The sequence below is a fragment of the Legionella sp. D16C41 genome (assembly GCF_048541585.1).
Classification (GTDB): domain Bacteria; phylum Pseudomonadota; class Gammaproteobacteria; order Legionellales; family Legionellaceae; genus Legionella_C.
This window is the reverse complement of the sequence record NZ_CP183303.1, coordinates 1439715-1463831: the sequence shown is the minus strand read 5'-3', so window position 1 is coordinate 1463831 and position 24117 is coordinate 1439715. Positions and strand designations below refer to the sequence as shown.

Below are 24117 nucleotides of genomic sequence, written 5' to 3'. Positions count from 1 at the left end.
TTATTATTTCTTATAAACGAGCCAGTGTAGACACAAAGTTTGGAATGTTAGGAGAACCAACGCCAACTACATCATTCCAAAATTGATTTTCAATAATGGTTAATGCAGAATCCCAATTAAAACCTACTAGTTGACTAAAAAAGGGATCAGAAAGCTGAAACGCATAGTTAGGCCCACCAGAAATAGGCTCTGCCCCACTAATAATTAAATGAGGTGGTGTAATTAAATTTAAAGCTCTAGTTTGCAGTAAGTTTAAGTTATTAATATATAGGTAAGGCGCTACTAAACCAATTGGGTTTTGAATACCTCCAGCAACTAAAGCTCGAGCTTGATTTACCAACGCAATCGTTCCTGAGAATAAAGGCGTTGCTAAGCTTGCGCCGCCATCATAACAATTCTCACATCCTGGGGCGTAAGTTAATAAACCTGTATAGAGGTCAGCAAGCATAGCTACATCTGGAATAGCACGTTTATTATATTGACCAACCGTACCCAAAGGGTATCCACCAGCAAAAAAACTACCAATTGTAGTTTGTTGCCATAAAGGTAATGCTTGATATTTACTGATTCCACCCATACTACCTGAATAAAATGCATGATTTACCAATGTCCCCCAGCCCGATTCAAAAGCATAATTCCAATTTTGATCAACAAATAAACTGGTACCACCAACGGCGGTAACGTAGGCAGAACTTACAGGGTATTGGATAGAAGGTGAGGAAGATAATATTGAACAAGTCCAGCCACTATTATAGGTTTGATCACCACAATCGCCGGCAGCAAAATTAACACTTAAACCTTGAGCAGCACTTGCTAATAAAGTCGCATCAAGCGGTTCATGTTGAGCTTCATAAGTATTATCCCAACTATTAGAAACAACATAGGCATTTGTAAATCCACCAATGGTAAAATTATTGTTTGTAATATAATTTAGCGCTTGTGCTACTTGAGCGTTATCAACATCATTGGTTAATACTAAAACAATATTTGCACCAGGCGCGATGGTATGCGAGGCTTCAACATCAAGTAAAATTTCGCCATTCCAGCCATCAGGATTTGGACAAACTCCAGTATAAGGACTACCGGTATGAGTCACTACAGTAAAGTTAGTACTATCTAATGAAGGAAGATTATTAACCTGATTATAGTGATTGGCATGTGAAAGTATTTCTGCTGGGGTCACCGTACCACAGCCATCTATAATAACGATAGTTTGTCCAGTACCATCAATACTGGTGCCATTAATAGGTGGAATGCTCGCAAGATTGTAAGCCGTCCGTAATTGTGCTCCTGTAAATCCTGCTAACGATTGCGTGGTTGGTACTGCCGTTGGTTTAAATGAATTCCAAATTATACCTATTTCCTGGGGCTGCCATTTTGCTCTAAGTTTAGCATCTTGCTTATGAGGCTTATGTTGTAGTTGCGACTTTGTATAAGGAATATTGCTAAGGCCGCTTATGCTTGCTAGGTAAGGGGCAATTTCTGGCACTACCCGTGGTGCGGAAGCATTTCCGTAAAAAATCTTTTGTTGGTAAAGATAGTTATTAATTTTTGTTTGAAAAATTTCTTCTATTTGTTTAACTGTAGCTGTTACCTCAACGTTAGAATAGACAGTTTTAGTCTGCATACCATGCTGCTTAAAATAATTTCTAACTGCATTTATTGCTTCTTGTCTGGGCGCATACTGTTTAGCAAATTGAGCTGACGTTAAAAATTTTTGATAATATTGGCTGCTAGGATCATATAGTTTACTAATCAACTTTTCTAATTGCTCTTTATTATGTAATTTAAGCCAAATTGTAAAGGTAATTTTTTTGTTTAAATCTGTAGGCTCAAGTGGGTAGGCCTGCTTCAAAGCGGTTAATTCAATATTCGGTATACTTACATAGGAATGCTCTGTCTGCGCAAAAGTTGCCGCAATCCCTATCGTCCATGATAAACTAAAAGTTATTAGTCGTTTAATAAACATTAATCACCCTCCAAGGCAAAGCACTCTATTTAACATAGATTTATCTGATGAAGTTGTTAGGACCTGTCATCAATTAATTTTTCGCAACAAAAATTAGGATAATTTAGCTCCAAAGTTAATTTAAGCGAAATGAATAGCTAAGCAAATTTAGAAATTAGCCAGAGCAATGCCTGAAAACTTTAATTGATAATACGCCTCTTACCAAATAAGTAATTGATATTTTGAAATAAAAGTAAATACTACAGTAGAATATTACCCTAAAATATTATTTCTATAAATAAATTAAATTAATAAATGCAAGGTAATTATATTGATTGGGGTATTTTAGACGATAAGTTTATGTATTCTTAAACGAAAATATTGTTTGAGACAAACTATTTACTACCTAATACTTGTAGGTTACTTATTTAAGTATAAAAAGTTTATGAATGAATATAAGATTCTAAGTGCTCTATTAAGCGCGATTTATCGTCAATGAGTGAAAATAAAATATCACCAATTGAAACGATAGCTACTAGTTCATTATTTTCATTAATTAACACATGACGTCGTTTTGTCATGGTAATAACTTCCATAGCCTTCTCAACAGTATCGTTTATATCGAGAATGCTTATATCTTTATAAACAACATCAGCTGCGGTAGCCTTATTAGGATCCAAGCCACGATGTATACATGAACGAATAATATCTCGCTCACTGACTAAACCTATTAACTGTGTTTGATCATGAACTACTAACGCACCAATATCTTTAGTAACCATTAAATCAACACAATCAAAAACTGAAAAGGTTGGCTCGATATAAGCAATTGGACGACGTGGTTTTGGTAAAATAGAATAAATGAGATTAGCCATAACATTTCCCTAACAAGCCCAATTTAATAACAAGTATAGTTGATGAATGTTAATTATGGCATTATTTATACCTCTCACCCATGGCAAAAGGTATAAATAAGAAAGAATAATTTTTTAAAATTAATGCACTTAAATTAGAGATTATTGAACAATACGCCAAGCGCCATCAGCTTGACGGCAAGCCTTACCATAAACTTCTTGACTCTTACCACCAATAATTGCGTGAGTGGTATATTCACGACAAGGTTGTTGATTGTTAGAATAATAAGTCCGCGTTGTTTTAACAGTATACCTATTACCGCTATCTGGATTTCTCCAAGTTACAGGTCTACCAGTTGGCGCAGTCTCAAGAGCTCTTTGCATCTCTAAACGATCTAATCTATCCATAGTGCGGCCAATATTGCCACCAAGATATGCACCTAGTAAGGCGCCACCAGCTGCTGCAGCTACTTTGCCTGAACCACCACCAAATTGGCTGCCAACGAGCCCGCCAACAACTCCACCTGTTAATGAACCTACACCTTCATTATTAATAGGCACACAACTTGTTAAAAGAACAGATGCAGTGAGTGTTGCTAATAGTATTTTTTTCATGCAATTTCACCTGTATAACGTTTGAAATCGGTTGGTATTCTAACATCAAGGTTAGATATTATCCACAATTCCGTTGTTTTTATTAGATTCTATAGTTAAGTTGTTTATTTTAAATAAAAAACATAAAGAGACTAAATCGTTCAGTATACAATAAGTGCAGAAAGCATCTAAAAATTTATAACACAATACTATTTAATAACTATGCTGGGCAAGCGGCCCATTTTTATGCACGCGCGGCAATAATTGACAAAGTAATTCATAAGGAATTGTATTGGCTGATTTCGCAATAGTTTCTACGGGAATATACCTACCCCAAAGCTCAACTACATCACCGATTTTAACATTAGGACAATCCGTAAGATCAACTGTTAGCATATCCATAGATACACGCCCTACAATAGGAACATAAGAGCCATTAATCCAAACTAAAGTATTAGGTTTAATATGACGTGGAAAACCATCGCCATAACCTGCGGCAACAACACCAATGATAGAGGGTCGCTTTGTTTCCCACGTACCTCCATACCCAATTGCGGCTCCAGCAGGATAATTATGAATAGCGCTAACAGCAGAGAGAAAACTTAAAACAGGTTTTAACCCTAACTCTGCCGCTGTTTGATTGACAAATGGCGAAACACCATACAGCATAATACCTGGTCGTATAACTTCGGCATGAGCATTCGGTAAAGCAATAATTGCAGCTGAATTGGCTATACTGGTAATAAAATTGCCTTCAGGTAAATTTAGCGTACCAAATTTAATTAATTGAGCTTGATTAGCAGGATCATCAGGCTCATCAGCACACGCTAAGTGGGTCATTAAGCCAATTTCCGTATCTATCCAGGGGCAATTTTTTAATAATTGAACAACTTCGTACACTTGCTCTGGTGCAAATCCTAAGCGATACATACCAGTATTTATTTTGACCCAAACTTTAATTTTAGTTGCTAGAGGCTTTGCCAATAACCAATTTAATTGGTAAGGTTGGTGCAGTACGCATTGCAGTTTATATTCACTTACTTTTGCTAGCTCATCAGCACTAAAAATACCTTGAAATAAAATGCATTCACTTGTAATTCCAAGCCTACGTATAGCAAGAGCCTCCTCAAGACAGGCTACCCCAAATGCATATATTTGCTTGTTTAACACTGGCGCTACTGATTCTAAGCCACATCCATAGGCGTTTGCCTTAACCATAGCAATTACTTTCTTACCAGGAGCATAGCTTTTAACTTGGGCTAAGTTGTGTAATAAAGCTTCACTATTAAACTGAACATATGTAGGCCTTGCCACCGTCAGCTACTCCTGATAACCATTAAAAGCTAGATCTTCAAAGCGAGTATACTTCCCTAAGAAAGCCACTTTTACACGACCAATTGGTCCATTACGTTGTTTTGCAATAATAATCTCTGCAATTCCCTTTTCAGGACTATCTTCATTGTAAACTTCATCTCTATAAATAAAACAAATAACGTCTGCATCTTGCTCAATAGCTCCTGACTCTCTTAAATCAGACATTACTGGGCGCTTATCATGTCGTTGCTCCAAGCTTCGATTTAATTGAGACAAAGCAATGACTGGAACCTTTAGTTCTTTAGCAAGTGCCTTTAAACTACGTGATATTTCAGAAATTTCTGCAGTACGATTTTCTGCTTTAAAGCCAGGTACCTTCATAAGCTGCAGATAGTCCACTACAATTAGGCCTAATTGGCCGTATTCTTTAGCTACTCTTCGTGCTCTTGCTCTCATTTCAGCCGGACTTAATCCTGGAGTGTCATCCATAAAAAGAGGTGCTTCCGATAACATATGTACGGCAGAGGTTACTCGCGGCCAATCATCATCAGTTAATTTTCCAGTACGTAGCCGATGCTGATCAATGCGACCTAAAGAAGACATCATACGCATAGCAAGCGAATCGGAAGGCATTTCCATTGAGAAAACCAAAACTGGCTTGCCACCTCGGATAGCTGCATGCTCAGCCATGTTCATCACAAGAGTTGTTTTACCCATAGATGGACGCCCGGCAACAATAATTAAGTCAGAGGGCTGTAAACCTGAAGTTAATTCATCTAAATCAGTCAATCCTGTTGCAAGCCCTGTAATGGCATCACCATTATGATAAAGAGCATCAATTTTCTCCACTGCTCTAACAAGGATTGATTTAATACTTTCAGGTCCACCATCGCCACCTGTTTGTTCTGCAATAGCAAAAACTTTTGTTTCTGCCAGATCAAGTAGTTCAGCTACTTCACGGCCTGCTGGATTGTAAGCCGCATCAGCAATATCACCGGCTACACCAATTAACTGCCGCTGTACGGATTTTTCACGAACAATATCAGCATACGCAGAGATATTAGCAACGCTTGGCGTATTATTAGCTAACTCAAATAAATAAGTTTCCCCGCCAGCTTGATCAAGTTCGTTACTCGTTTTTAGTGTATTTAACAAAGTAACTACATCAAAAGGCTGACCTCTACGTGCTAATTCAACAATCGCACGAAATAAAGTTCGATGTTCTGTGCGATAAAAATCTGCTTCGCATAATTTAGTACTTACTTTATCCCAGGCCTGATTATCAAGCATGAGCCCACCAATAATTGACTGCTCTGCTTCTGCTGAATGGGGTGGCCTTTTTAAGGGATCAATGGATTGTTTGTTATTTTTTCGCGCTAATGCTTCAGCCATAATTTTTTAATTTAATATAATAATTTAAAATTAGAGGTAGACTCGATATAACCAGCATACCAGGTTAGGATCTATAATGCCTTATCCTACATTTCACTTTTATTTATGAGTTTCAACCTAATTTCCGCGATTTGCTCTTTAAATTTACTACGCTAAGCAAACTATTGTAATGCGAAAAATAAAAAAAGACACACGATTTGTGTGTCTTTAAATAAAAGTTATCTCTATTTAACTGTTTACTTGACCCATACTTGAGTACGGCCTAAAGCAGAGAAACCTACATAGCCACGTACATATAATTTATTACCTTGTTCAGTGATTTTAGCACGATAAATTTTTCCAGTCTTGGGATCTAAAATCTGACCACCGTCCCAAACACCATTACCCTGATCTTTTAAGCCCCACATAAAAGTTAGACCTACAACAGGCTTGTTTTTAAAGCCGCCAGGACAATTTTGACAAACACCAGTATCACCCGGTTGCGGATAAACTTTAACAATAGTCCCATTTAAGGTACCGCCAGAAACAGACAATCTAACTACAGCTCTTTTTTGCCCTGTCTTATCATCAATAGTTGTCCAAGTGCCAGCTGGCGACTGAGCAGCTATTGCAAGAGGCATAAATAACGCCATTATTATAATCGCAATAAACGATTTCCCTTTGCTCATAGTTATTCTCCAAAAGTTTATCCTTAAAAAGGATAAGCTAGTAATTAATGCTTTGCAAATTAAAAATAATTTCATTAATTAGCATTACTGAGAGGTAGGAAAAACTGCTCTATATCTTCTTCTGTTAATAGACTTAAGCCATTAAGGTTTTCAGTTAAAATACCTTCAACTAATTGCTTTTTCCTATTTTGAATAGTAAGCATTATTTCTTCAACCGTTCCAGACGTAATTAATTTATAAACAAAAACTGTATTTTCTTGACCAATTCGATGGCTTCGATCGGTAGCTTGATTTTCAACCGCAGGATTCCACCATGGATCATAATGAATTACCGTATCAGCTTGAGTTAAATTTAGTCCTGTACCACCAGCTTTAAGACTAATTAAAAAGATAGGAGTATTTCCTGTTTGAAATTTTTCAACAAGCTGGTGACGATTAATAGTTTGACCTGTAAGTTTGAGGTAATTATATGAGCGCTTAATTAGTTCTTCTTCAATGAGTTTTAACATAGAAGTAAATTGTGAAAAGACTAAAATACGCCTATTTTCAGTAATTAAATTATCTAACAAAGCCATTAGCGCCTTAAGTTTAGCTGAGCTATGATAGGCAATTTCTGCACCGGGCGTAGAAATAAGCCTTGGATCACAACATACTTGCCTTAATTTAAGTAAGGCATCTAAAAGCACAATGTGACTTCGCTTTATACCTAATTCAGCTATAGCTGTGCGAACTTTCTGCTGCATACTAATCCGAATAGTTTCATAAAGATCTCTTTGTGCACCGGTAATTTCTATTCTATGGGTAGTTTCAATCTTTGCAGGCAGCTCACTGGCAACTTGATTTTTAGTTCTGCGCAACATAAATGGTCGGATACGCTGCATAAGTAATTCACCACGCGCTAAATCTGAATGCTTCTCAATAGGAGTTTTAAAAAATTGACGAAATTGTTTTGCCTCGCCTAACAAACCAGGCATAAGAAAATGAAAGAGCGACCAGAGTTCACCTAGATGGTTTTCAAGTGGTGTGCCTGACAAACAAAGACGATTAAAAGCTCTTATTTGTAAGATAATTTGTGTTACCTTTGCGCGACTGTTTTTAATAAACTGAGCTTCATCAAGAATAGCATAATAAAATTGCTCAGATGTAAATTTAGCTTTATCTTTTTGAATCAAACTATAAGTTGAAATAACAATATCATAATTAGCGAAATTATTTTGTCGTTCGCTACCATGAAAAACTAAGACATTGAGCTCTGGTGTAAAGCGCTTGGCTTCTTCATACCAATTGGTAATAACGCTAGTTGGAGCAATAATTAAGGAGGGATGGCTCATACGGCCCTGTTCTTTTTCTAATTGCAAATGTGCCAATGTTTGTAACGTTTTTCCTAAGCCCATATCATCTGCTAAAATACCACCAAAATTTCCTATTCTTAAAGCCTGCAACCAAGATAAACCTTGTTGTTGATAATCGCGTAAAGTAGCTTTTAAACCCTTTGGCAATACAGTTGTTGCAAAAAATTTATTATTAATAAGCTGTTTTAATTGATGATAAATAACGCTACTTGTTTGCCACCGTAAGGACACTGCCGCAAGTGCTTGTTCGTTTTCAAGCATTAATAGAAGTTGATAACGTGTAATGCACAATTGATCTAATGTCGTATTTTGCTCCATATTATACTGCAATAAGAAACGTAAAAGTGGTTTAATTCGACCTAAAGGAATTTGTATATATTTTTTATTAGGTAGTGATAAAGTAAGCGTCTTATCATCAGGGAGTGCTTCTAAATCGTTATACTTTAATTTGGGTAATAACTTAGCTATAAGTGGTATAATATTGATAGCTTGTCCATCAATTAAGACACCTAAGCTATAGGCAAAAAAATCATGTTTTTGCTCATGAATCTCAGAGAACCATTCCACAGAAGCTAAATCAATAGCTGGCTCAAATATAGGTTGCTCATATCTAACCTCCCACCCTTTGGCTTTTAACTCCGAGATAAGAGTTACTTGTAACTTGGGTAAGTCAGTAGCATAGATATAATCGTTTAAAATGAATGAGTTTTTTAGCTCGAGATTTTCAGTTAATTGATTATTATTTAAACTATAATTTGCTAATATTGTGTCATATTCTGTTAATATGTTTTGCTCTAAGCTTAAGTCTCTTTTTACTTCAATTAAAAAATTCCCTTTTTCATAAAACAACGTAAGAAAGTCTTCGTGACCGGTAATTTCTATATCCGCATAAGTAAAAACTAATTTACAGGTAACGCAATAATTTTTTAGCTCTAATTCCGTAAACGACGAAGCCATATCATGAACTTGTATTTCTTCTGCGTCTAAAATAATTATTGGCTTAGGTTTTAAATTATGAATTACTTTATCTACATAGATTTTAGGTTTAGGTAAATCATTATTAACTTTAGCAATTTTTGCAGCAAGTTCAGCTGCGTTATTTAGTGCAATAGGAGGCAACGTTAGAAGCCATTTGGTATGGTCAATTTCACAAGGACTATCAACTAGACCTAAAACCTGGTTGTAATAATCGTAAAACCAAATTTTATCAAGCAATAAAAGCTTTAGAGCTCGCTGCTTATTGCCAATAGCCAATTGCTGTGTCCCATCGATATTTAAGTGCCAATGAAGCTTTATTTGTTCAGGGCTAAAGCTAATAAGCTTGTCTGGCTCAGACTTAAGACCTACTCTTTGAGTCTCTAGAATCTTTTTTAAGAGGGAGCTTGTATGAATAGTTAAATAATCAAACCAGCCTTGTACGTTGTTTCTTAGGGATAAGGTAGTGATAATTTCCTCATCGACTTCCGTAAAAAACTGTTTGCGAGCTAAAGTAATAGTATGAAAGCTAGCTTTTTTACCCACCCTGTTTCGTTTTAGTTTTTTTGCTAGCGCTAAAGTAACTGTCACTTCCTCAATTGACTTTAACTCAAGTAAATAAAAAATGTCATAATCTTTTTGCAATACTACAGGCGCACTACTTTTAATAGCGTCTGCTGTAAAAGGAGGAAAATTAGCTATATTAATCGTAATATTTTCTTTTACTTGCAAGGCAAAAAGGCTAGCTGCTGCATGTTTACAATTTTTACCAACTTGGCAATTACAACTAGCAGGTTGTTGTGGCCACACTTTTAAATCAATATAAACATTATAAATATGACTTGATAAATCTTTTACTCTAGCCCTCAACAAGCCTTCACTTAAACGAATATTGAGTACAAATGTTTTTCGCTGATATTCTAAACCTTGCATTAAAACGGTAGGTGAGAAAACATCAGCCATCCGTGATAACGCGTCCTTTAACATAATTTACATCGCATTTAAAATAAACCAATCATTATAATAAAATAGTAGAAATATTAAAATTAATTAAAATGTATTTAGAAATATTATTAAAGCAATGCTATCTATTAAAGATAAAATTTATTTTTTACTTGCACAAGTTTAAAGCAAGCTATATTGTTCGAAGTAGACGAGAATTAATTTATATATAACTATTATGACTAAAAACTTAACGGTACTAATGGCACAGATTAATACGACTGTTGCTGCTATTGATGCTAATACTAATAAAGTTATTGAAACGATTATCCGTTACCAAGATACCCATGACATTATTATTTTTCCTGAGCTAGTTATTTCTGGCTATCCTGCTGAAGACTTACTCTTACGACCTGAATTTCATAATCAAATTATGCAAGCGCTAACTAAAATCACCAATGTAGTTAAAGATTGCCATGTTATTCTTGGTCACCCCACCCCGCATGAATCACGTTGTTATAATTCTGCAAGCGTCTTCTTTCAAGGTAAAAAAATTGCTACTTATCATAAACAAGCGCTACCTAATTACGGTGTTTTTGATGAGATTCGCTATTTTATTTCAGGTCAAGCAAAACCTTGTGTGCTGCCTATTAAAGGTTATCAAGTCGGTATTTGTATTTGTGAAGATATATGGCTTAAAAACCCTGTTAATGATTTAATTGCTGCAGGTGCTGATACGATTTTGTGCTTAAATGCGTCTCCTTTTGAGTATAATAAGTACCCATTACGCGAAAACTTAGTTCGTGAACATACAGAAAAAGGTGTATCACTTCTTTATGTTAATGCTATAGGCGGTCAAGATGAATTAGTCTTTGATGGCCAATCATTTGCTATGGATAAGACTGGAAGAGTTTCTGCACGCGCAGGAGCCTTTAAAGAAGAATTTTTAACTGTTGAGCTTTCTGATGATAAGCTATCAGGTCCTATTACGCCTTTACTCGAATTAGATAATTTAATTTATAATGCCTTACTCTGTGGAACTAAAGACTATGTTGAAAAAAATAATTTTCCAGGCGTTATTTTAGGGCTTTCTGGTGGAATTGACTCAGCTTTAACATTAGCCATCGCTGTTGATGCATTAGGTCCTGAGCGGGTGCAAGCAGTCATGATGCCTTCTCGCTATACAGCACAAATGAGCATTGATGATGCCAAACAACAAATTAATGCCCTAGGTATTAAAAGTGAATTGTTATCCATTGAAGCAACCTTTAAGAATATTTTAACAACGCTTGAGCCAGTATTTGCAGGTTTGCCGCCTGATACTACCGAAGAAAATATTCAAGCGCGGATTCGTGGTCTATTTTTAATGGCCTTATCAAATAAAAAAGGCAGTCTCGTATTAACAACTAGTAATAAAAGTGAAACAGCCGTAGGTTATGCTACATTATATGGCGATATGGCTGGTGGTTTTGCAGTTTTAAAAGACGTTTTAAAAACGCAAGTATATGCACTTGCGCATTACCGTAATCAATTATCACCTATTATACCTGAGCGAGTTTTAACACGTGCTCCGTCAGCTGAGCTAGCCATAAATCAAACTGATCAAGACAGCTTACCTGATTATGCAACTCTTGATAACATTATTACGGCATATATGGAAAATAACCTTGATGCACAAGGAATTATTGCTAAAGGATATAGTGCGGAGATGGTTTATAAGGTTATGCGTCTTATTAGGCGAAACGAATATAAACGCCGCCAAGCAGCACCAGGTATTAAAATTAGTTCACGGGCATTTGGTAGAGATTGGCGCTTTCCTATTACCTCAGGATTTAAATAATATTAGTCTTCTTTACACTATCTGCTACAGCAAAAGTTAAAACATGCAAGTTTGACTAAGTTTTGATTAACTCGAGAAAAATCAAAGCTATCGAGACTAATTTGAGCATTCTTAATAGTATTTTAGCGAATAGCGCTTTGATTTAGTGAAGAATTTAAGAGATCCTTAGCAAAAATTTGCGTTATTAATTTACTCAATACAAAAGCTGCTTGCAAAATAAAAGTAAATCGCTAACATGAGATGTCTTAAAGAGATTAATAATAAAAATAATTAAGAAGGGATGTCATGAAAATTGCATTTTTTTCAAGCGCTTTACTAGTTGCAAGTACTGCAATGGGCGCGACACCGATTAACGGTTGGTATTCAAGTATTTTTAGTGGTGCTAACTATATACCTGACAATCTAAGCGTAACTCGACATTTTGCTCTAACTGATACTTTTTTTGATCCAGGATATAAATTTACATTAACTAATGCTGCTTATGATATAGGTTATGATGTCGGCTTAAGATTAGGTTTTCAATGTAATCCAATCCGTTATGAAGCTGAAGTAACTTATTTAAATGCCGAGGTTGAACATTTTTCAATTAATAAGCTTCGTCAAAATCGCGCTAGCGGCGACATAGACTCATTCTTTGCTATGGCTAATATCTATTATGATTTTCCAGATATGGTTCCCGCCATTTCGCCATTTCTTGGTGTGGGTCTTGGCTATGGCTGGATCTCAGGAAATTATAATAAAAATTTTTATTATTATCCTACGTCTTATAGCTTGCCTCTTTACTATGCAATTAATTATTCTAGCTCAAATAGTGTTTTTGCCTATCAAGTAACTGGAGGACTTACATATAATTTTTCTGAAAACTATGCTTTTACACTCGCTTACCGTTATATAGGGACAGACCGGGTAGAAGGTTTAGGTAAAGTTTTTCAAGCCCATTTAGCTACCGCAGGTGTTCTCTACCGTTTTAACGAAATTAATTATAAGTAAGGGACAGGTTATGAATTTAATTAGGCGCTTAAGTATTATAAGCACTCTACTTGTTAGCACTACAACATTTGCTGCCGACCCAGATGATGGCTGGTACGCAGGGTTACTATTTGGTGCAAGTTTTTTAAACAATATTGGCGTTAATTTTGGTAATAACTTTCTCTTCAATACCTTTGGAATTAATTTGCCAAATACAACAGGACCACAAGTAGACTATTCAATAGGTGGCGATATTGCCGGACAAGTTGGTTATCGATGGTGTGGAAATTATCGTTTTGAAGGTGAACTCTACTTTAATTTTAATCCCATTGAAAAATTGCAAATTCCTACTTTACAGCCAATAAGAAAACATCAAAACTCTTTAGGCTATAGTCTTAAAGGAAGTACAGGTTTATTAGCCGGCTTTTTTAATGCTTATTACGATTTCTATACACCAGGTAGTGATTCAAATTTTGTACCCTATATTGGACTAGGAATAGGATATGCTTATTTCCGCACAAGTGTTAGTTTATATTATTTAGGAACTTATGTAGGTGGTTCTCGCTTTCAAGATTCTACAACGACACCTATTGGTCAAGGTATATTAGGTGCAAGTTATTTTATTGATGAAACGCTTTCAATTGGCTTAGATTTTCGCTATTTAACCACTCGAAATATTAGTGATTTAAATGGTCGAGTAACGCTTGAATCTATTAATTTCTTAATTAACTTTGGGTTTGATCAACCTGAGTAAGCTAATATAACTGCTAACAAAATACTGCAACTTAAGTATTCTGTTCTTTCTGCGTAGGCAAAAATCTATCTTCCTACTGGCACTGAGCCTAACTAGAAATGGATACCCGCCTACGCGGGTAAGACAAACAGCGCTGGTTTTAAATTGATACGATTACGAGTTCACATCAACTATGACCATTCAACTTAAAAATTCTGTCATTTCCGCGTAAGCGGAAATCCATCCTCCTACTGGCACTGAGCCTAACTAGAAATAGATAGGCGCCTACGCGGGTAAGACAAACAAGGCTGATTTTAAATTGATGCGATTACAGGTCCACATCAACTATGACCATTCAACTTAAAAATTCTGTCATTTCCGCGTAGGCGGAAATCCATCCTCCTACTGGCACTATACTCAACTAGAAATGGATAGGCGCCTACGCGGGTATGACGGGACTTTTTTAAGTCGACCTACTTAATTGCTCACATAAACTAGTACAATCTAGCTTAAAAATTCTGTCATTTCCGCGTAGGCAAAAATCTATCTTCCTACTGGCACTGAGCCTAACTAGAAATGGATACCCGCCTACGCGGGTAAGACAAACAGCGCTGGTTTTAAATTGATGCCATTAAGTGCTCATAGAATATGCTTGTTTATTGATTAACGGTTACAGTAAAATTAGTTAGTATTCTAAAATAGTATTGCTTAAACTTACTTACCTAAACTAAAATTATTCTAATTCTATTCCATTAAATTCATTACTAGCTGTAATGTACAGTGCGACTATTTCTAACAAAAATAATTAAACTTTGACATAAATAAAAGGTAAAGCTTAGATATAATAAGCTTAATTTATTTCATTTTATAAGATCTCATTATGACATTTTTAATTGCACCTTCTATATTATCTGCAGACCTAACGCGTTTAGGTGACGAAATACAAAATGTAATAGCTGCTGGTGCAGATATGATTCACTTTGACGTAATGGACAATCATTATGTACCTAATCTAACTTTAGGGCCTTTTGTTTGTCAAAGTATTATACAACGATTTCCTGAGTTAATTGTTGATGTACATTTAATGGCTAACCCAGTAGATGAACTTATTAAACAATTTGCAAAAGCAGGCGCGAAACGTATTAGTATTCATCCTGATGGAACTATTCATTTAGATAGAAGCCTTGCCTTAATTCAAGAGCTTGGTTGTAAAGCAGGGCTCGCCTTAAATCCGGCTACTTCACCTGAATGTATTGAATGGTGCCTGAATCGACTTGATTTTGTATTAATAATGACCGTAAATCCAGGTTTTGCTGGTCAGCGACTTATTAGTCAAGTTCTACAGAAAATAGCCTTTATCCAAAAACACTATCCAAATCTCTCAATTTCTGTTGATGGAGGCGTAACAGCTGAAAACATCAAAATGTTAGCGCAACTAGGTGCAACGCACTTTGTTGCAGGTTCTGCTATTTTTAATAAGGATAATTATCAAGATGCCATTGACGATATGCGATTACAACTTGCCTCTTTATAAGTAAGCATAACTATGAAAATATTTTTTCTCTTACTGACATTGTGGCCTTATCTTACTCATGCGATTTCTGGTGAGGCTTATATGATGCGGTTTGCAACTTATAGTAAGTGGGCTCAGAATCTACCAGAGCAGCCTATGCAAGAGTTTTTAGATTTTATTGACAATGATACACCTTTAGCAAACAAACTGCGGGAAAAATGGCTTTATCGTTTAGCACAAAAAAAAGACTGGGTTAATTATGAACATTATTATAAACAGTCAGAAGATAAAAATTTACAATGCTTCTATCATCTAGCGAATTACTACCAAGGCAAAATGGATGTTGCTCTCACTGGAGCTAAAAATTTATGGCTTACCGGAGATTCCGAACCTCAAGCCTGTAATCAATTGTTTAATTTGCTTTTTACAAACGGTAATTTTAATGAAAGCCTCCTGACCAAGCGAATTATTTTAGCTCTTGATAAGTATAACTTACCACTTGCTCGTTACCTGCTGAAACAATATAAAATACCTAGACTAAAAGATGAACGGCAATTGATTGCTATTTATCAAAATCCTCTGCGAATACAACAACTTAAACCTAATGATTTATACAGTCATTTTTATTTATTTGGCTTAAAACGTATGGTTTCTCTTAATAAAATTAGTGAGGCTATTAAATTTTGGGAAAAAGCCAAACATAATAATCTTTTAAACTCTATGCAGAATCAATCCTTTTTAACTCATATTGCTTTATATAAAGCAATGCGTAATGAAAAGGACACATGGATTTGGTTTACTAAAGTTCAGCCTGCTTATTACAATGACGTATTATTAGATTGGCAAATTCGCTTTGCATTAAAGCATAAGCAATGGCAACAAGTGATAACATTAATAAACTATTTCCAAGATAAACAAAATCCATGTTGGCAATATTGGCTAGCTCGCGCAAGAGAAGCTATTGGACAGCGTAATCAAGCAAAAGAAATTTATCAAGAACTGGCAAAAACAAGACAGTATTATGGTTTTTTAGCGAGCCTTAAATTAAATAAGAAGTTTTCTTTTCAAAATGAAAACTCCATTAATGATAAAGCTATTTTAAAACCCTATGAAGCTGTTATTGATAGTATAAAATCACTTTACCAAAATCATCAAACGCTAGAAGCATCTCGACTATTAAATGATTTTACATCTGAGCTACCTAAAGAAGATAAGAGCGCACTTTTATCTTGGGTTGCAAGCGATTTAAAATGGCATGGTAAATCAGTAGCATTAAGCAACACAAAAGAATTAAATAACCAATTATCACTACGTTTTCCAGTACCTTATAATAAAACAATTAATTCTTACGCTAAAAACTATCAAATCCCTCAAGAGTTTATCTATGCCATTATTCGGCAAGAAAGCGGTTTTAGAGATGATGCGGTTTCTCATGTAGGTGCGCGCGGCCTTATGCAAATTATGCCATCTACTGCAACAAGCGTCGCTAGACAAGCTAAAATTGATTATAAAGATAAAGTACAACTGTTTTCTTGGGAAAAAAATCTAAATATTGGGGTTGCCTATTTAAAGCACTTAGGTAAGCGGTTTAATGATCATCCAGTTTTAGTTGCTGCAGCTTATAATGCAGGGCCAAGGCAAGTTAATTATTGGCTTAAAAATCATCCTACAAATGAAATGGATATTTGGATTGAAACACTTCCTTGGCGAGAAACACGTAATTATTTAAAAAATGTTATTTCATTTTATGCAGTTTATCAGTACCGTATGCAGCAAAGGCCTAATATTGGTAGCTTCTTAAAGCCTATTTAATTAAGCTAAAATCTTAGCTTAGTTAATACAGGCTTGATTATTACTTATCAATCTAGTTAACGCCCAAGATAACTGATTTATAATCTATCGAGGACTAAGGGTACTTTCATCGGTTACAACAATTTCGGTCAAGGTTTCAGAATTTTTATCCAATGATAGGTTAAAAAATCCTAAACTAGAATTATCTATAGTTAAGGAGTTCTCTTCAGTTTGCTCTAATTTTTCATCGCTAGTAATTTTTCCATAAAGAATAATATTATGCATAGTAGTTACAAGCTCGTGAGATGAAACTAAAGATAAATGCCCATGTCTTTTAAAAACCAGCATCGATTCAGGATGCTTGTTGACATACTCTTGTATAAATGCGCCTGAGCGAACGACTTCATCACTGCCAGCTATCATAAAATAATGGGGTATGTCTGATTTTAAAATCTCATTCGTCAATTCTTTTAAATAGGCACTACCTACCTCCATTTCTTTTACTGAAGTTGAAAACCAAGTAATAGGAGGAAGTGCTAAATAGGAGCCATTAAAAGGAGTTGCTAAGGAAATCACAGCTTTAACTTTAATACCCAATTTTGCTGCCATCAGGGCTGCTTTAGCACCAACCAAACCACCACGAGAATGCCCTGCTATGATAACGCTCTCTTCCTTATTTTTTACCATTTTGTCTACAAGTTCTTGCGCAAAATCATCAATACTTTTTCCTTGAAAGCGATTTAGAAATGAAACTATAGTAAAATCTTTAATGTTATGTAATTTACCTTTCGCTATTAAATTGTTTACCAATCTTAGGAGTGAAAGAGGAAAATCACCTGTTCCAGGTACAACATAAACACCTGTTTTCTTAGGCTCATCACTTACATCATTGCCTGTAATATTACAAATATAGTCTTCGGTTTTAGACATCAACCAGTAGTAAGGATGAACTAAAGCACCGGTCCAGTTTACAGGCTGGTTTTCTTGAACAAATTTTTTTGCAGTATTAAAAAAATCCCAAATATTTGGCATAAATCGCCTCCCTACTTAATGACACATCCTTTATTTTTCTAATTCAATTCTAGCTCACCTTACTATTACTATTTTAAAAAAATTTCTCAAGTAAATTTCTAAAAAATAGACTTTTTTTATACTGTCTACAAAGGCCAAAGTCAGTTGGATTAAGATATTGAAAAAGGTAACGTAGAAGCCTATTTAAAATACATGCTTATTTAAGATTGGCCATGAATAATTGTGAGGAAAATCCAATAAATAGGCCATTTATTGGATTATAAATGGCCCTAAATTAATTTTATTACTATAAAGTTAAATTAAAAACTAATATTGTTAAGAACAATTACCTGCTTGATGCGCACAAATATTGTTAAGTAAAGTAGTAAAGCGGCTATCAAAAATCGAACTTCCTTGTGCTTTCGGATCTTGACTTACATAACCGTAAGAGGTAACGCCGATGATTCTATTAGGTCCTGAGTTTAGCCCACCTGTTTGTCCAATGGCAAAAGCGCCAAAGTTTTGTATCCATGGGCCACCGCTTGAACCACCAGTCATATCAGATCCATATTCTGCATTATTAGGAGCAACACTACGTGCACTTTGAGCTGTAACTTGATGCATTTTTTGACAACTATCGAAGTTACAAGGATAACCTAACAAATGAGCATGATTAGGAAAAAGTGATTGAGTTTGATAACCTAAATAGCCTGTAACGCTACCAATTTTGCTTGGACTACCATTGATTGTGTTATCACGTAATTCAATCATGCCATAATCAGCAGCATTAGGTACTGTACCATTTCCAGTTGCCCAGGTATTTGTAACCATTACATAGGAAGAGCTCCAAGTCTGAAAAGGTGCTGCGCCATCACGAAATGCTGGTACAAAGCGCCAATTAGTGAAAAAGCCAGCATTTCCTCCAGAACCTTTATGTAGACAATGCCCAGCAGTTACAATAATTCGTTGCGACAATACAGAAGCTGAACAAACATAGTCGCCTTGACCGGGAATAGTAAAAAATAACTTACCAACAGCTCTATAAGGATAGGTAAGATCAGCAGTTAATGGCACTAAACGAGAGCTGGTATAATTATAGTTAAATGTTCCCCTATCAAAATTTGCTACTTTGGATTCTAAATTACTAGTTTTTGATAAGATATCAGGCATATAAAGTTGCTGAGCTTGCGGTGCAATATTTCCATCTAATGGCGGAGCGCCATCAGCTGACTCAACCTTATCTGCAGAAGGCTCTATCATAGGTGCTTCTTGAATGTTTTTTTTATTGACTAAAGGCAGTGGCATCTCTTTAGCATTTTTCATTCGTTCAGGGGTCCAATAATTAATTAAAGAAGATGGCTCATTAATTTCTTTGGCCAAAAATTCTTCGGCATAGCTTTCTATTGAGACTGTACTAATAGCTAGTAAAACACCTGTTGTTAACACTACTTTCAAATGCATATTTAACTCCTTTTAAATAGCTATTTCGATACGATAGTTTAAATACGACATAGTCAATTAAGGTATGTTATAACCAGCATTTAATGCTTAATGTTATGACTGATTAGTTTAAATACCTAGGCAGAATATGAGTATAAAAATCGTCCTTAGTGTTAAGAAAAGATACGCTTAACATGTTTAAACGTAGAGTAGGATTACTACAAAGTCAAAAACTAAATTATTTAAATTTGAGCAAGGTGATGAAATTATTTCAAAATTATTTTGAGAGCTCAGTGAGTAATAGAAATGATTTTTTTAGAGAATAATAAATAAAAACAAGCGCATGTCCATCTCTGGCCATACGCTTGTCCAACCCGTTACACTTATTGTATTGCTTGATTTGAAGCTGCATATTCAACTGTATTAGCAGCATGTTGTAATTCTTGTTCTCTTGCAAGTTCCAGTCTACGGTTGCAAGCAATCAATAAGCCATCAAACATCTTACTAAATGCATCATAGCATCTATCTACCATTTTTAAGGCTTCACGACGAACTTCTACAGGAACAGCCCTTGAAAATAGTTGTTTTTCCATTTCTTCTTCAAATAATGCATGTGCCATTTCAACTTCTAGATGCGAACTTGAGAAGTATTTTAAGTTCTTATCTTCACCAGTTTTTTGTACTTGCTTAACTACTTTTTCAAAGAATACATGTCCTGATGATTCCAGAGTCAGTAATAGGGCAATATTTATAATTTCATCATTTGCTTTATAAATTTCAGACATTATTGCATAAGCTGCATCGCGTGTAAGCTGCGTTTCTTTGCTGTATAACCAAGATACATCATCATTATTACAAGCCTTATTTTCACTGATTTCACCTAGATATTTTTTATCATGGATGAACCATTTTTCATGACCTGCATCTTCTAAGCGGTGATGCCGAGCAACCTTCTTTAAATAAGGATCAGTTACTCTTTCTTCGTTAAGTCTCAAAATATCTTGGAAGGTCATAGCCCAGAAAGTTAATTCAGGTACAAAGTAACTAATCTCTTCGATAGTATCTAACTGTTCTAAAACTTCAAAAAAAGGATGATTCATAAACTCTTGTTGTTTAGAATCGATATATGCTTGTATAGTTTTCATAACTGTCTCCACGACATAAAATTGTTGGACAACTTTAATATTGCAGGAGGCATGCCACTTTTTTTGAGCACTTTTAGCAAAAAAAGCTAAAAATCTATGAATTTCTGCCTGTTTTACTCCTTAAATTCGGGCAAAGTGACAAAAAATTGTCCTTAAATTTCTTACTTTTGCCAAAGTTTTGACAAAAATGCCGTTGTATTCAATATGTATTTTAATGAAAGTTTAAATTCGCCAATTTTTTGTCATAATCATCCATTAAGGTATCAACTTCTTTCCAATCTATATCTTCTATAGTATGCAAATTAACACAAATTTTATTTAAAAAGTTACTTTGTATCTCACCAATTGCTAAAGCCTGGGCATACGGGGTGTTCGTAAACATCACTAGAACGTGTTTAGAGATATAACGTTCTGGATAGCGATTCATTAAAATATGTTCTAATTGTTTTTTTAAATTAAATTGCTTATCACATATATCACTTTGAATTTCATGAAAATTATCCATTGACATTTTCGCAACAGCATCGGTGTTAATTTTGCGTGCTTGAAAAAAAGCAGGCAGCGCTTTATGCCAATCATCTTCATAACGATTCAGAATGTCATTAAAGATTCGACAGTCTTCAAAGGCACTATTCATCCCTTGCCCAAAAAAAGGTACTAAACCATGTGCAGCGTCTCCAATTAATAAACATTGATCTTGATAATACCAAGGCGAGCATTTAATTGTACTCATATTACCGGTAGGATTTTGTAAAAATTCTGTAACTAAATTAGGTGTCTCATCATACGCGTCAGGGAAAAATTTTCTAAAAAAAACCTTTATTGAACCTTCATTAATTAAGTTTGCAAAACTATTTCTACCTTCATGAGCTAAAAATAGTGACCCAGTTATAGAGTGATCACAATTTGGGTTTCCTAATAAAAGAAAGGAATCACGCGGCCATAAATGCAGATGTTCATAGGCCATTTTCTTTGAGGAAGCACACTTATTGAAATTTCCTTGTAACCATAATTTAAGTAATCTCTTGTAAATTGAATTATCTCTTTTTCATGCATAATTTCTCGTACTAGTGAACCTGCGCCATCTGCACCAATCAAATGATCATAGGATTTAGTAAATTTATTTCCTGACTCGTCTGAGAAAAAAATTAATTTCTCTTTAAAATCAATATCTAGCAATCGAGTCGAAAACATTAATTGAACATTCGAGAAAGCTTGAGCTTTATCTAGTAGAAGCTTATTTAAATCAGTTCGTTGTATAGCATTGATATATTCATTAGCATGCCTTCCAAAAGGTTGATATTTAATTTCTCCGTTCATTTCATGAATAGCTCGAGCACGCATAGGGACCATAATTTTCTTAACATCAGGCAATAAACCTATATTAGTTAAGCTTGTTAATCCTCGACAAGACATAGCAAGATTAATAGAACGTCCCTTATCAATTTGGCTTAAACGAATATCTGGGCGCAGTTCAATAAGGTTAAGATTATACCCCCTTTTAGCCAGATATAATCCCAATAATGCACCTGATAAGCCTGCACCAATAATAGTTACATTTCTCATCCTGCTCTCCTTTGAAGTAGGACTGCCTGCAGCTAACAAATTTATAATTTAGGTTAATAAGAACTAACCTTAAATTAATGAATAAGCTCAAACTTATTAATTTAAAAATATAAGATCCTTTTAACTCATAGTGTTACTCCTACGAAATTTATTAACTTAACTAATTTATATAGTATTTTTTCATTCAATAAATTTAAAACAGCAAAAATCATACCTATTCTTAACTATTGTCAAGTCGCAAAATAAAAAAGCTTTTACTTTTTTTGACTTAATTTATGATTAAAGCTTGCTATCAGGTAAATTTATGTGCAGTAAACTTGAGGAATTTTAAATCTTCATACTAACTTCAAAGTCATAACCTTCTCATAAAATTAGAAAAGTTATTTAATTGATACTATTCGAATATATCAGAGTGTTTTACAATCAAAATGCAGCCATTTAATTTCAGAATTAAAACTAAAGATTTGAAGTGGCTGTGTAATCTTAAACAATGTAAGGAAACATTACATGAAAATTATAAAAATAAGTTGTTCACTTGTGCTCGCCTTAACTTTGGCAGTAAAAGGTTATGGTAGTGATAGTAACTATCAAGCTAACTTAGATAAAAATCATGATGCAAATGCGACTCCTCCTCCTGTACAAATAACTCAACGCTTGCTTTTATCCGGTCAGAATAATAATGAGGCTTGGGATAATTTGCAGGCAATTTTAGCAGATGGGCAAACGCCTGATGGCGGTTCTATTTATTATCAATCCAGACCTAATAATGCCTCCGAAACTTCAGGCGACTTATTAAGTAGCGCTAAAGATAACTTTGCATTTTTAGTTAATAAAGCTAATCAAGCAAAAAAAGATATATACATACAATTGGCAATAAGTGTAAAAGATAATCCACCAAACAGTACACGCTGCCCACATGGGGGGTACAGCCAGGTGAGTGTACATCGCTTGAAGCATCTGTTGCTGCTGTTCACGACATTGCAGATGGTAAGAGTGATAGATTATATGATAATTTAATTAAATATATTAATAATAATCCCAAACCTATTTACCTATTACGTCTTGACTATGAGGTTAGCTCAAACTTTTTTTGCGACCCCAATGTAGATCCCAAAATAGGTTGCGAAGTGTATAAAAGAATGTTTAGACATTTACGCGATTTAATTAATACTGGGACTAAAAATAGCGGTGCAAGAGTATATTATATTTATCACCCCGTGAGAGGTGAATATCAAATTTTATATCCAGGAAATGATGTTGTTGATTGGATAGGGCTAAGCGTGTTTGAACATGACTTATGTCTGCCTCACTTTGATGGCTCAGCTTATGGTTACAACGGGTTTCCTGCGACGAGCTTTGTTCCTAATTCGACTTGTAATATTGGCGATGGGCGCTTTATCATTGATGGCAATATTCTAGGCGCAGTAGCTTTTGCAAATGCCATGAATAAGCCTGTTATTATCTCTGAATCAGCCATTACCAATTATGTTGATCGCTCTCAAAGCCATCCCCACGATGGTAGTAGCTTTTCTTGGCAAAGCGCTTATAGACAAGCTTCCAGGACCTGGGTCAATAGATTGTTTAGCTTAATCCATTATAATGGAGTAGTGCCAATAAACTGTAACCCTGCTAATCCTAATCGTTCTCCAGCATGTAAGTCAGACAAAGATAACCCTGTAATTAATTAATTTGTCTTCTACGATTAAAGCGGTAGTTTATATTAATAATGACTTTCGCTATGGTTTCGATGGCTCACAGCCCTCTTCACCAGACTGTAAGCTAGAGACTAAAACTGAGAGTAACATACCAGGTTGTGTACCTTTTAATACGGGCTGGTTTAATGATGCAAGATTGTATAATGACAGTAATGCCTATAAGGGTAATAGCTTTATTTCCTTAAACGCTAAAGCAAAAGATGCTTTTTGTATAGGCTTAAAAAAGTCTAAATTTACAGTGACTTGTAAAGAAACTTACACAGAATAAGCTTATCTTTTAGTTACTTCATTACATGTATTTTTAATAAGTTGTGATGAAGTAACTTTTTAGGTTGCAACGCAAAATTTTTCATTT

At 35.0% G+C, this 24117-nt stretch carries 20 protein-coding genes; 8 read left to right on the top strand and 12 right to left on the bottom strand.

Annotated features, from left to right (window positions below; translation table 11 throughout):
• Positions 1-10: 10 nt before the first annotated feature.
• From ACNVED_RS06420 to ACNVED_RS06390, 7 genes are all read right to left on the bottom strand, one after another.
• Positions 11-1969, bottom strand: coding sequence for a S53 family peptidase (locus tag ACNVED_RS06420; RefSeq protein WP_419420928.1), 1959 nt, complete (start codon positions 1967-1969; stop codon positions 11-13).
• A 422-nt stretch (positions 1970-2391) separates the two neighbouring features.
• A complete protein-coding gene (locus tag ACNVED_RS06415) occupies positions 2392-2823 on the bottom strand; it encodes a CBS domain-containing protein (RefSeq protein WP_419420927.1) in 432 nt (143 codons plus the stop codon).
• A gap of 141 nt (positions 2824-2964) precedes the next feature.
• On the bottom strand, positions 2965-3417 hold the full coding sequence (locus ACNVED_RS06410) for an RT0821/Lpp0805 family surface protein (RefSeq protein WP_419420926.1): 453 nt from the start codon (positions 3415-3417) through the stop codon (positions 2965-2967).
• Between the two features lie 192 nt (positions 3418-3609).
• Complete coding sequence (gene alr / locus ACNVED_RS06405) at positions 3610-4710, bottom strand: alanine racemase (RefSeq protein ID WP_419420925.1); 1101 nt, start codon at positions 4708-4710, stop codon at positions 3610-3612.
• A gap of 6 nt (positions 4711-4716) precedes the next feature.
• Positions 4717-6102, bottom strand: coding sequence for a replicative DNA helicase (gene dnaB, locus ACNVED_RS06400; RefSeq protein ID WP_419420924.1), 1386 nt, complete (start codon positions 6100-6102; stop codon positions 4717-4719).
• A gap of 236 nt (positions 6103-6338) precedes the next feature.
• Positions 6339-6770 (bottom strand): DUF2147 domain-containing protein, encoded by a 432-nt coding sequence (locus ACNVED_RS06395; RefSeq protein ID WP_419420923.1) that lies wholly within the window; start codon positions 6768-6770, stop codon positions 6339-6341.
• 74 nt (positions 6771-6844) lie between these two features.
• On the bottom strand, positions 6845-10084 hold the full coding sequence (locus tag ACNVED_RS06390) for an SNF2-related protein (RefSeq protein WP_419420922.1): 3240 nt from the start codon (positions 10082-10084) through the stop codon (positions 6845-6847).
• A 193-nt stretch (positions 10085-10277) separates the two neighbouring features.
• Here ACNVED_RS06390 and ACNVED_RS06385 point away from each other — a divergent pair, with 193 nt between their 5' ends.
• The 5 genes from ACNVED_RS06385 to ACNVED_RS06365 all read left to right on the top strand — a co-directional run bounded on the left by ACNVED_RS06385 (position 10278) and on the right by ACNVED_RS06365 (position 16906).
• Positions 10278-11879 carry an NAD+ synthase gene (locus tag ACNVED_RS06385; protein WP_419420921.1) on the top strand — a complete coding sequence of 534 codons (1602 nt, stop codon included), beginning with the start codon at positions 10278-10280 and terminating at the stop codon, positions 11877-11879.
• Positions 11880-12164: 285 nt separating this feature from the next.
• Positions 12165-12869 carry an outer membrane protein gene (locus tag ACNVED_RS06380; RefSeq protein WP_419420920.1) on the top strand — a complete coding sequence of 235 codons (705 nt, stop codon included), beginning with the start codon at positions 12165-12167 and terminating at the stop codon, positions 12867-12869.
• A gap of 10 nt (positions 12870-12879) precedes the next feature.
• The gene (locus ACNVED_RS06375) at positions 12880-13602 is read left to right on the top strand and encodes an outer membrane protein (RefSeq protein WP_419420919.1); all 723 of its coding nucleotides are present in this window, start codon (positions 12880-12882) and stop codon (positions 13600-13602) included.
• A gap of 859 nt (positions 13603-14461) precedes the next feature.
• Positions 14462-15115 carry a ribulose-phosphate 3-epimerase gene (gene rpe / locus ACNVED_RS06370; RefSeq protein WP_419420918.1) on the top strand — a complete coding sequence of 218 codons (654 nt, stop codon included), beginning with the start codon at positions 14462-14464 and terminating at the stop codon, positions 15113-15115.
• Positions 15116-15127: 12 nt separating this feature from the next.
• Positions 15128-16906: a transglycosylase SLT domain-containing protein gene (locus ACNVED_RS06365; RefSeq protein ID WP_419420917.1), complete on the top strand. Its 1779-nt coding sequence runs from the start codon at positions 15128-15130 to the stop codon at positions 16904-16906.
• A gap of 84 nt (positions 16907-16990) precedes the next feature.
• On the opposite strand, the gene ACNVED_RS06360 is transcribed toward ACNVED_RS06365, so the two are convergent.
• The 5 genes from ACNVED_RS06360 to ACNVED_RS06340 all read right to left on the bottom strand — a co-directional run bounded on the left by ACNVED_RS06360 (position 16991) and on the right by ACNVED_RS06340 (position 22047).
• Positions 16991-17917 (bottom strand): esterase/lipase family protein, encoded by a 927-nt coding sequence (locus tag ACNVED_RS06360; RefSeq protein ID WP_419420916.1) that lies wholly within the window; start codon positions 17915-17917, stop codon positions 16991-16993.
• A 315-nt stretch (positions 17918-18232) separates the two neighbouring features.
• Positions 18233-19357 (bottom strand): trypsin-like serine peptidase, encoded by a 1125-nt coding sequence (locus ACNVED_RS06355; RefSeq protein ID WP_419420915.1) that lies wholly within the window; start codon positions 19355-19357, stop codon positions 18233-18235.
• Between the two features lie 362 nt (positions 19358-19719).
• Positions 19720-20481 (bottom strand): hypothetical protein, encoded by a 762-nt coding sequence (locus ACNVED_RS06350; RefSeq protein WP_419420914.1) that lies wholly within the window; start codon positions 20479-20481, stop codon positions 19720-19722.
• A gap of 211 nt (positions 20482-20692) precedes the next feature.
• The gene (locus ACNVED_RS06345; protein WP_419420913.1) at positions 20693-21448 is read right to left on the bottom strand and encodes an FAD-dependent oxidoreductase; all 756 of its coding nucleotides are present in this window, start codon (positions 21446-21448) and stop codon (positions 20693-20695) included.
• Positions 21397-22047, bottom strand: a complete 651-nt coding sequence (locus tag ACNVED_RS06340) for an FAD-dependent oxidoreductase (protein ID WP_419420912.1) — start codon at positions 22045-22047, stop codon at positions 21397-21399. Before ACNVED_RS06340 ends, ACNVED_RS06345 begins: the two co-directional genes overlap by 52 nt.
• A 507-nt stretch (positions 22048-22554) precedes the next feature.
• Between ACNVED_RS06340 and ACNVED_RS06335 the strand changes: the two genes are divergently transcribed.
• The 3 genes from ACNVED_RS06335 (at position 22555) to ACNVED_RS06325 (ending at position 24030) form a co-directional block, all read left to right on the top strand.
• Positions 22555-23064 carry a hypothetical protein gene (locus tag ACNVED_RS06335; protein ID WP_419420911.1) on the top strand — a complete coding sequence of 170 codons (510 nt, stop codon included), beginning with the start codon at positions 22555-22557 and terminating at the stop codon, positions 23062-23064.
• Positions 23065-23174: 110 nt separating this feature from the next.
• Complete coding sequence (locus ACNVED_RS06330; protein ID WP_419420910.1) at positions 23175-23735, top strand: hypothetical protein; 561 nt, start codon at positions 23175-23177, stop codon at positions 23733-23735.
• Between the two features lies 1 nt (position 23736).
• Positions 23737-24030 (top strand): hypothetical protein, encoded by a 294-nt coding sequence (locus tag ACNVED_RS06325; protein WP_419420909.1) that lies wholly within the window; start codon positions 23737-23739, stop codon positions 24028-24030.
• Positions 24031-24117 lie beyond the last annotated feature (87 nt).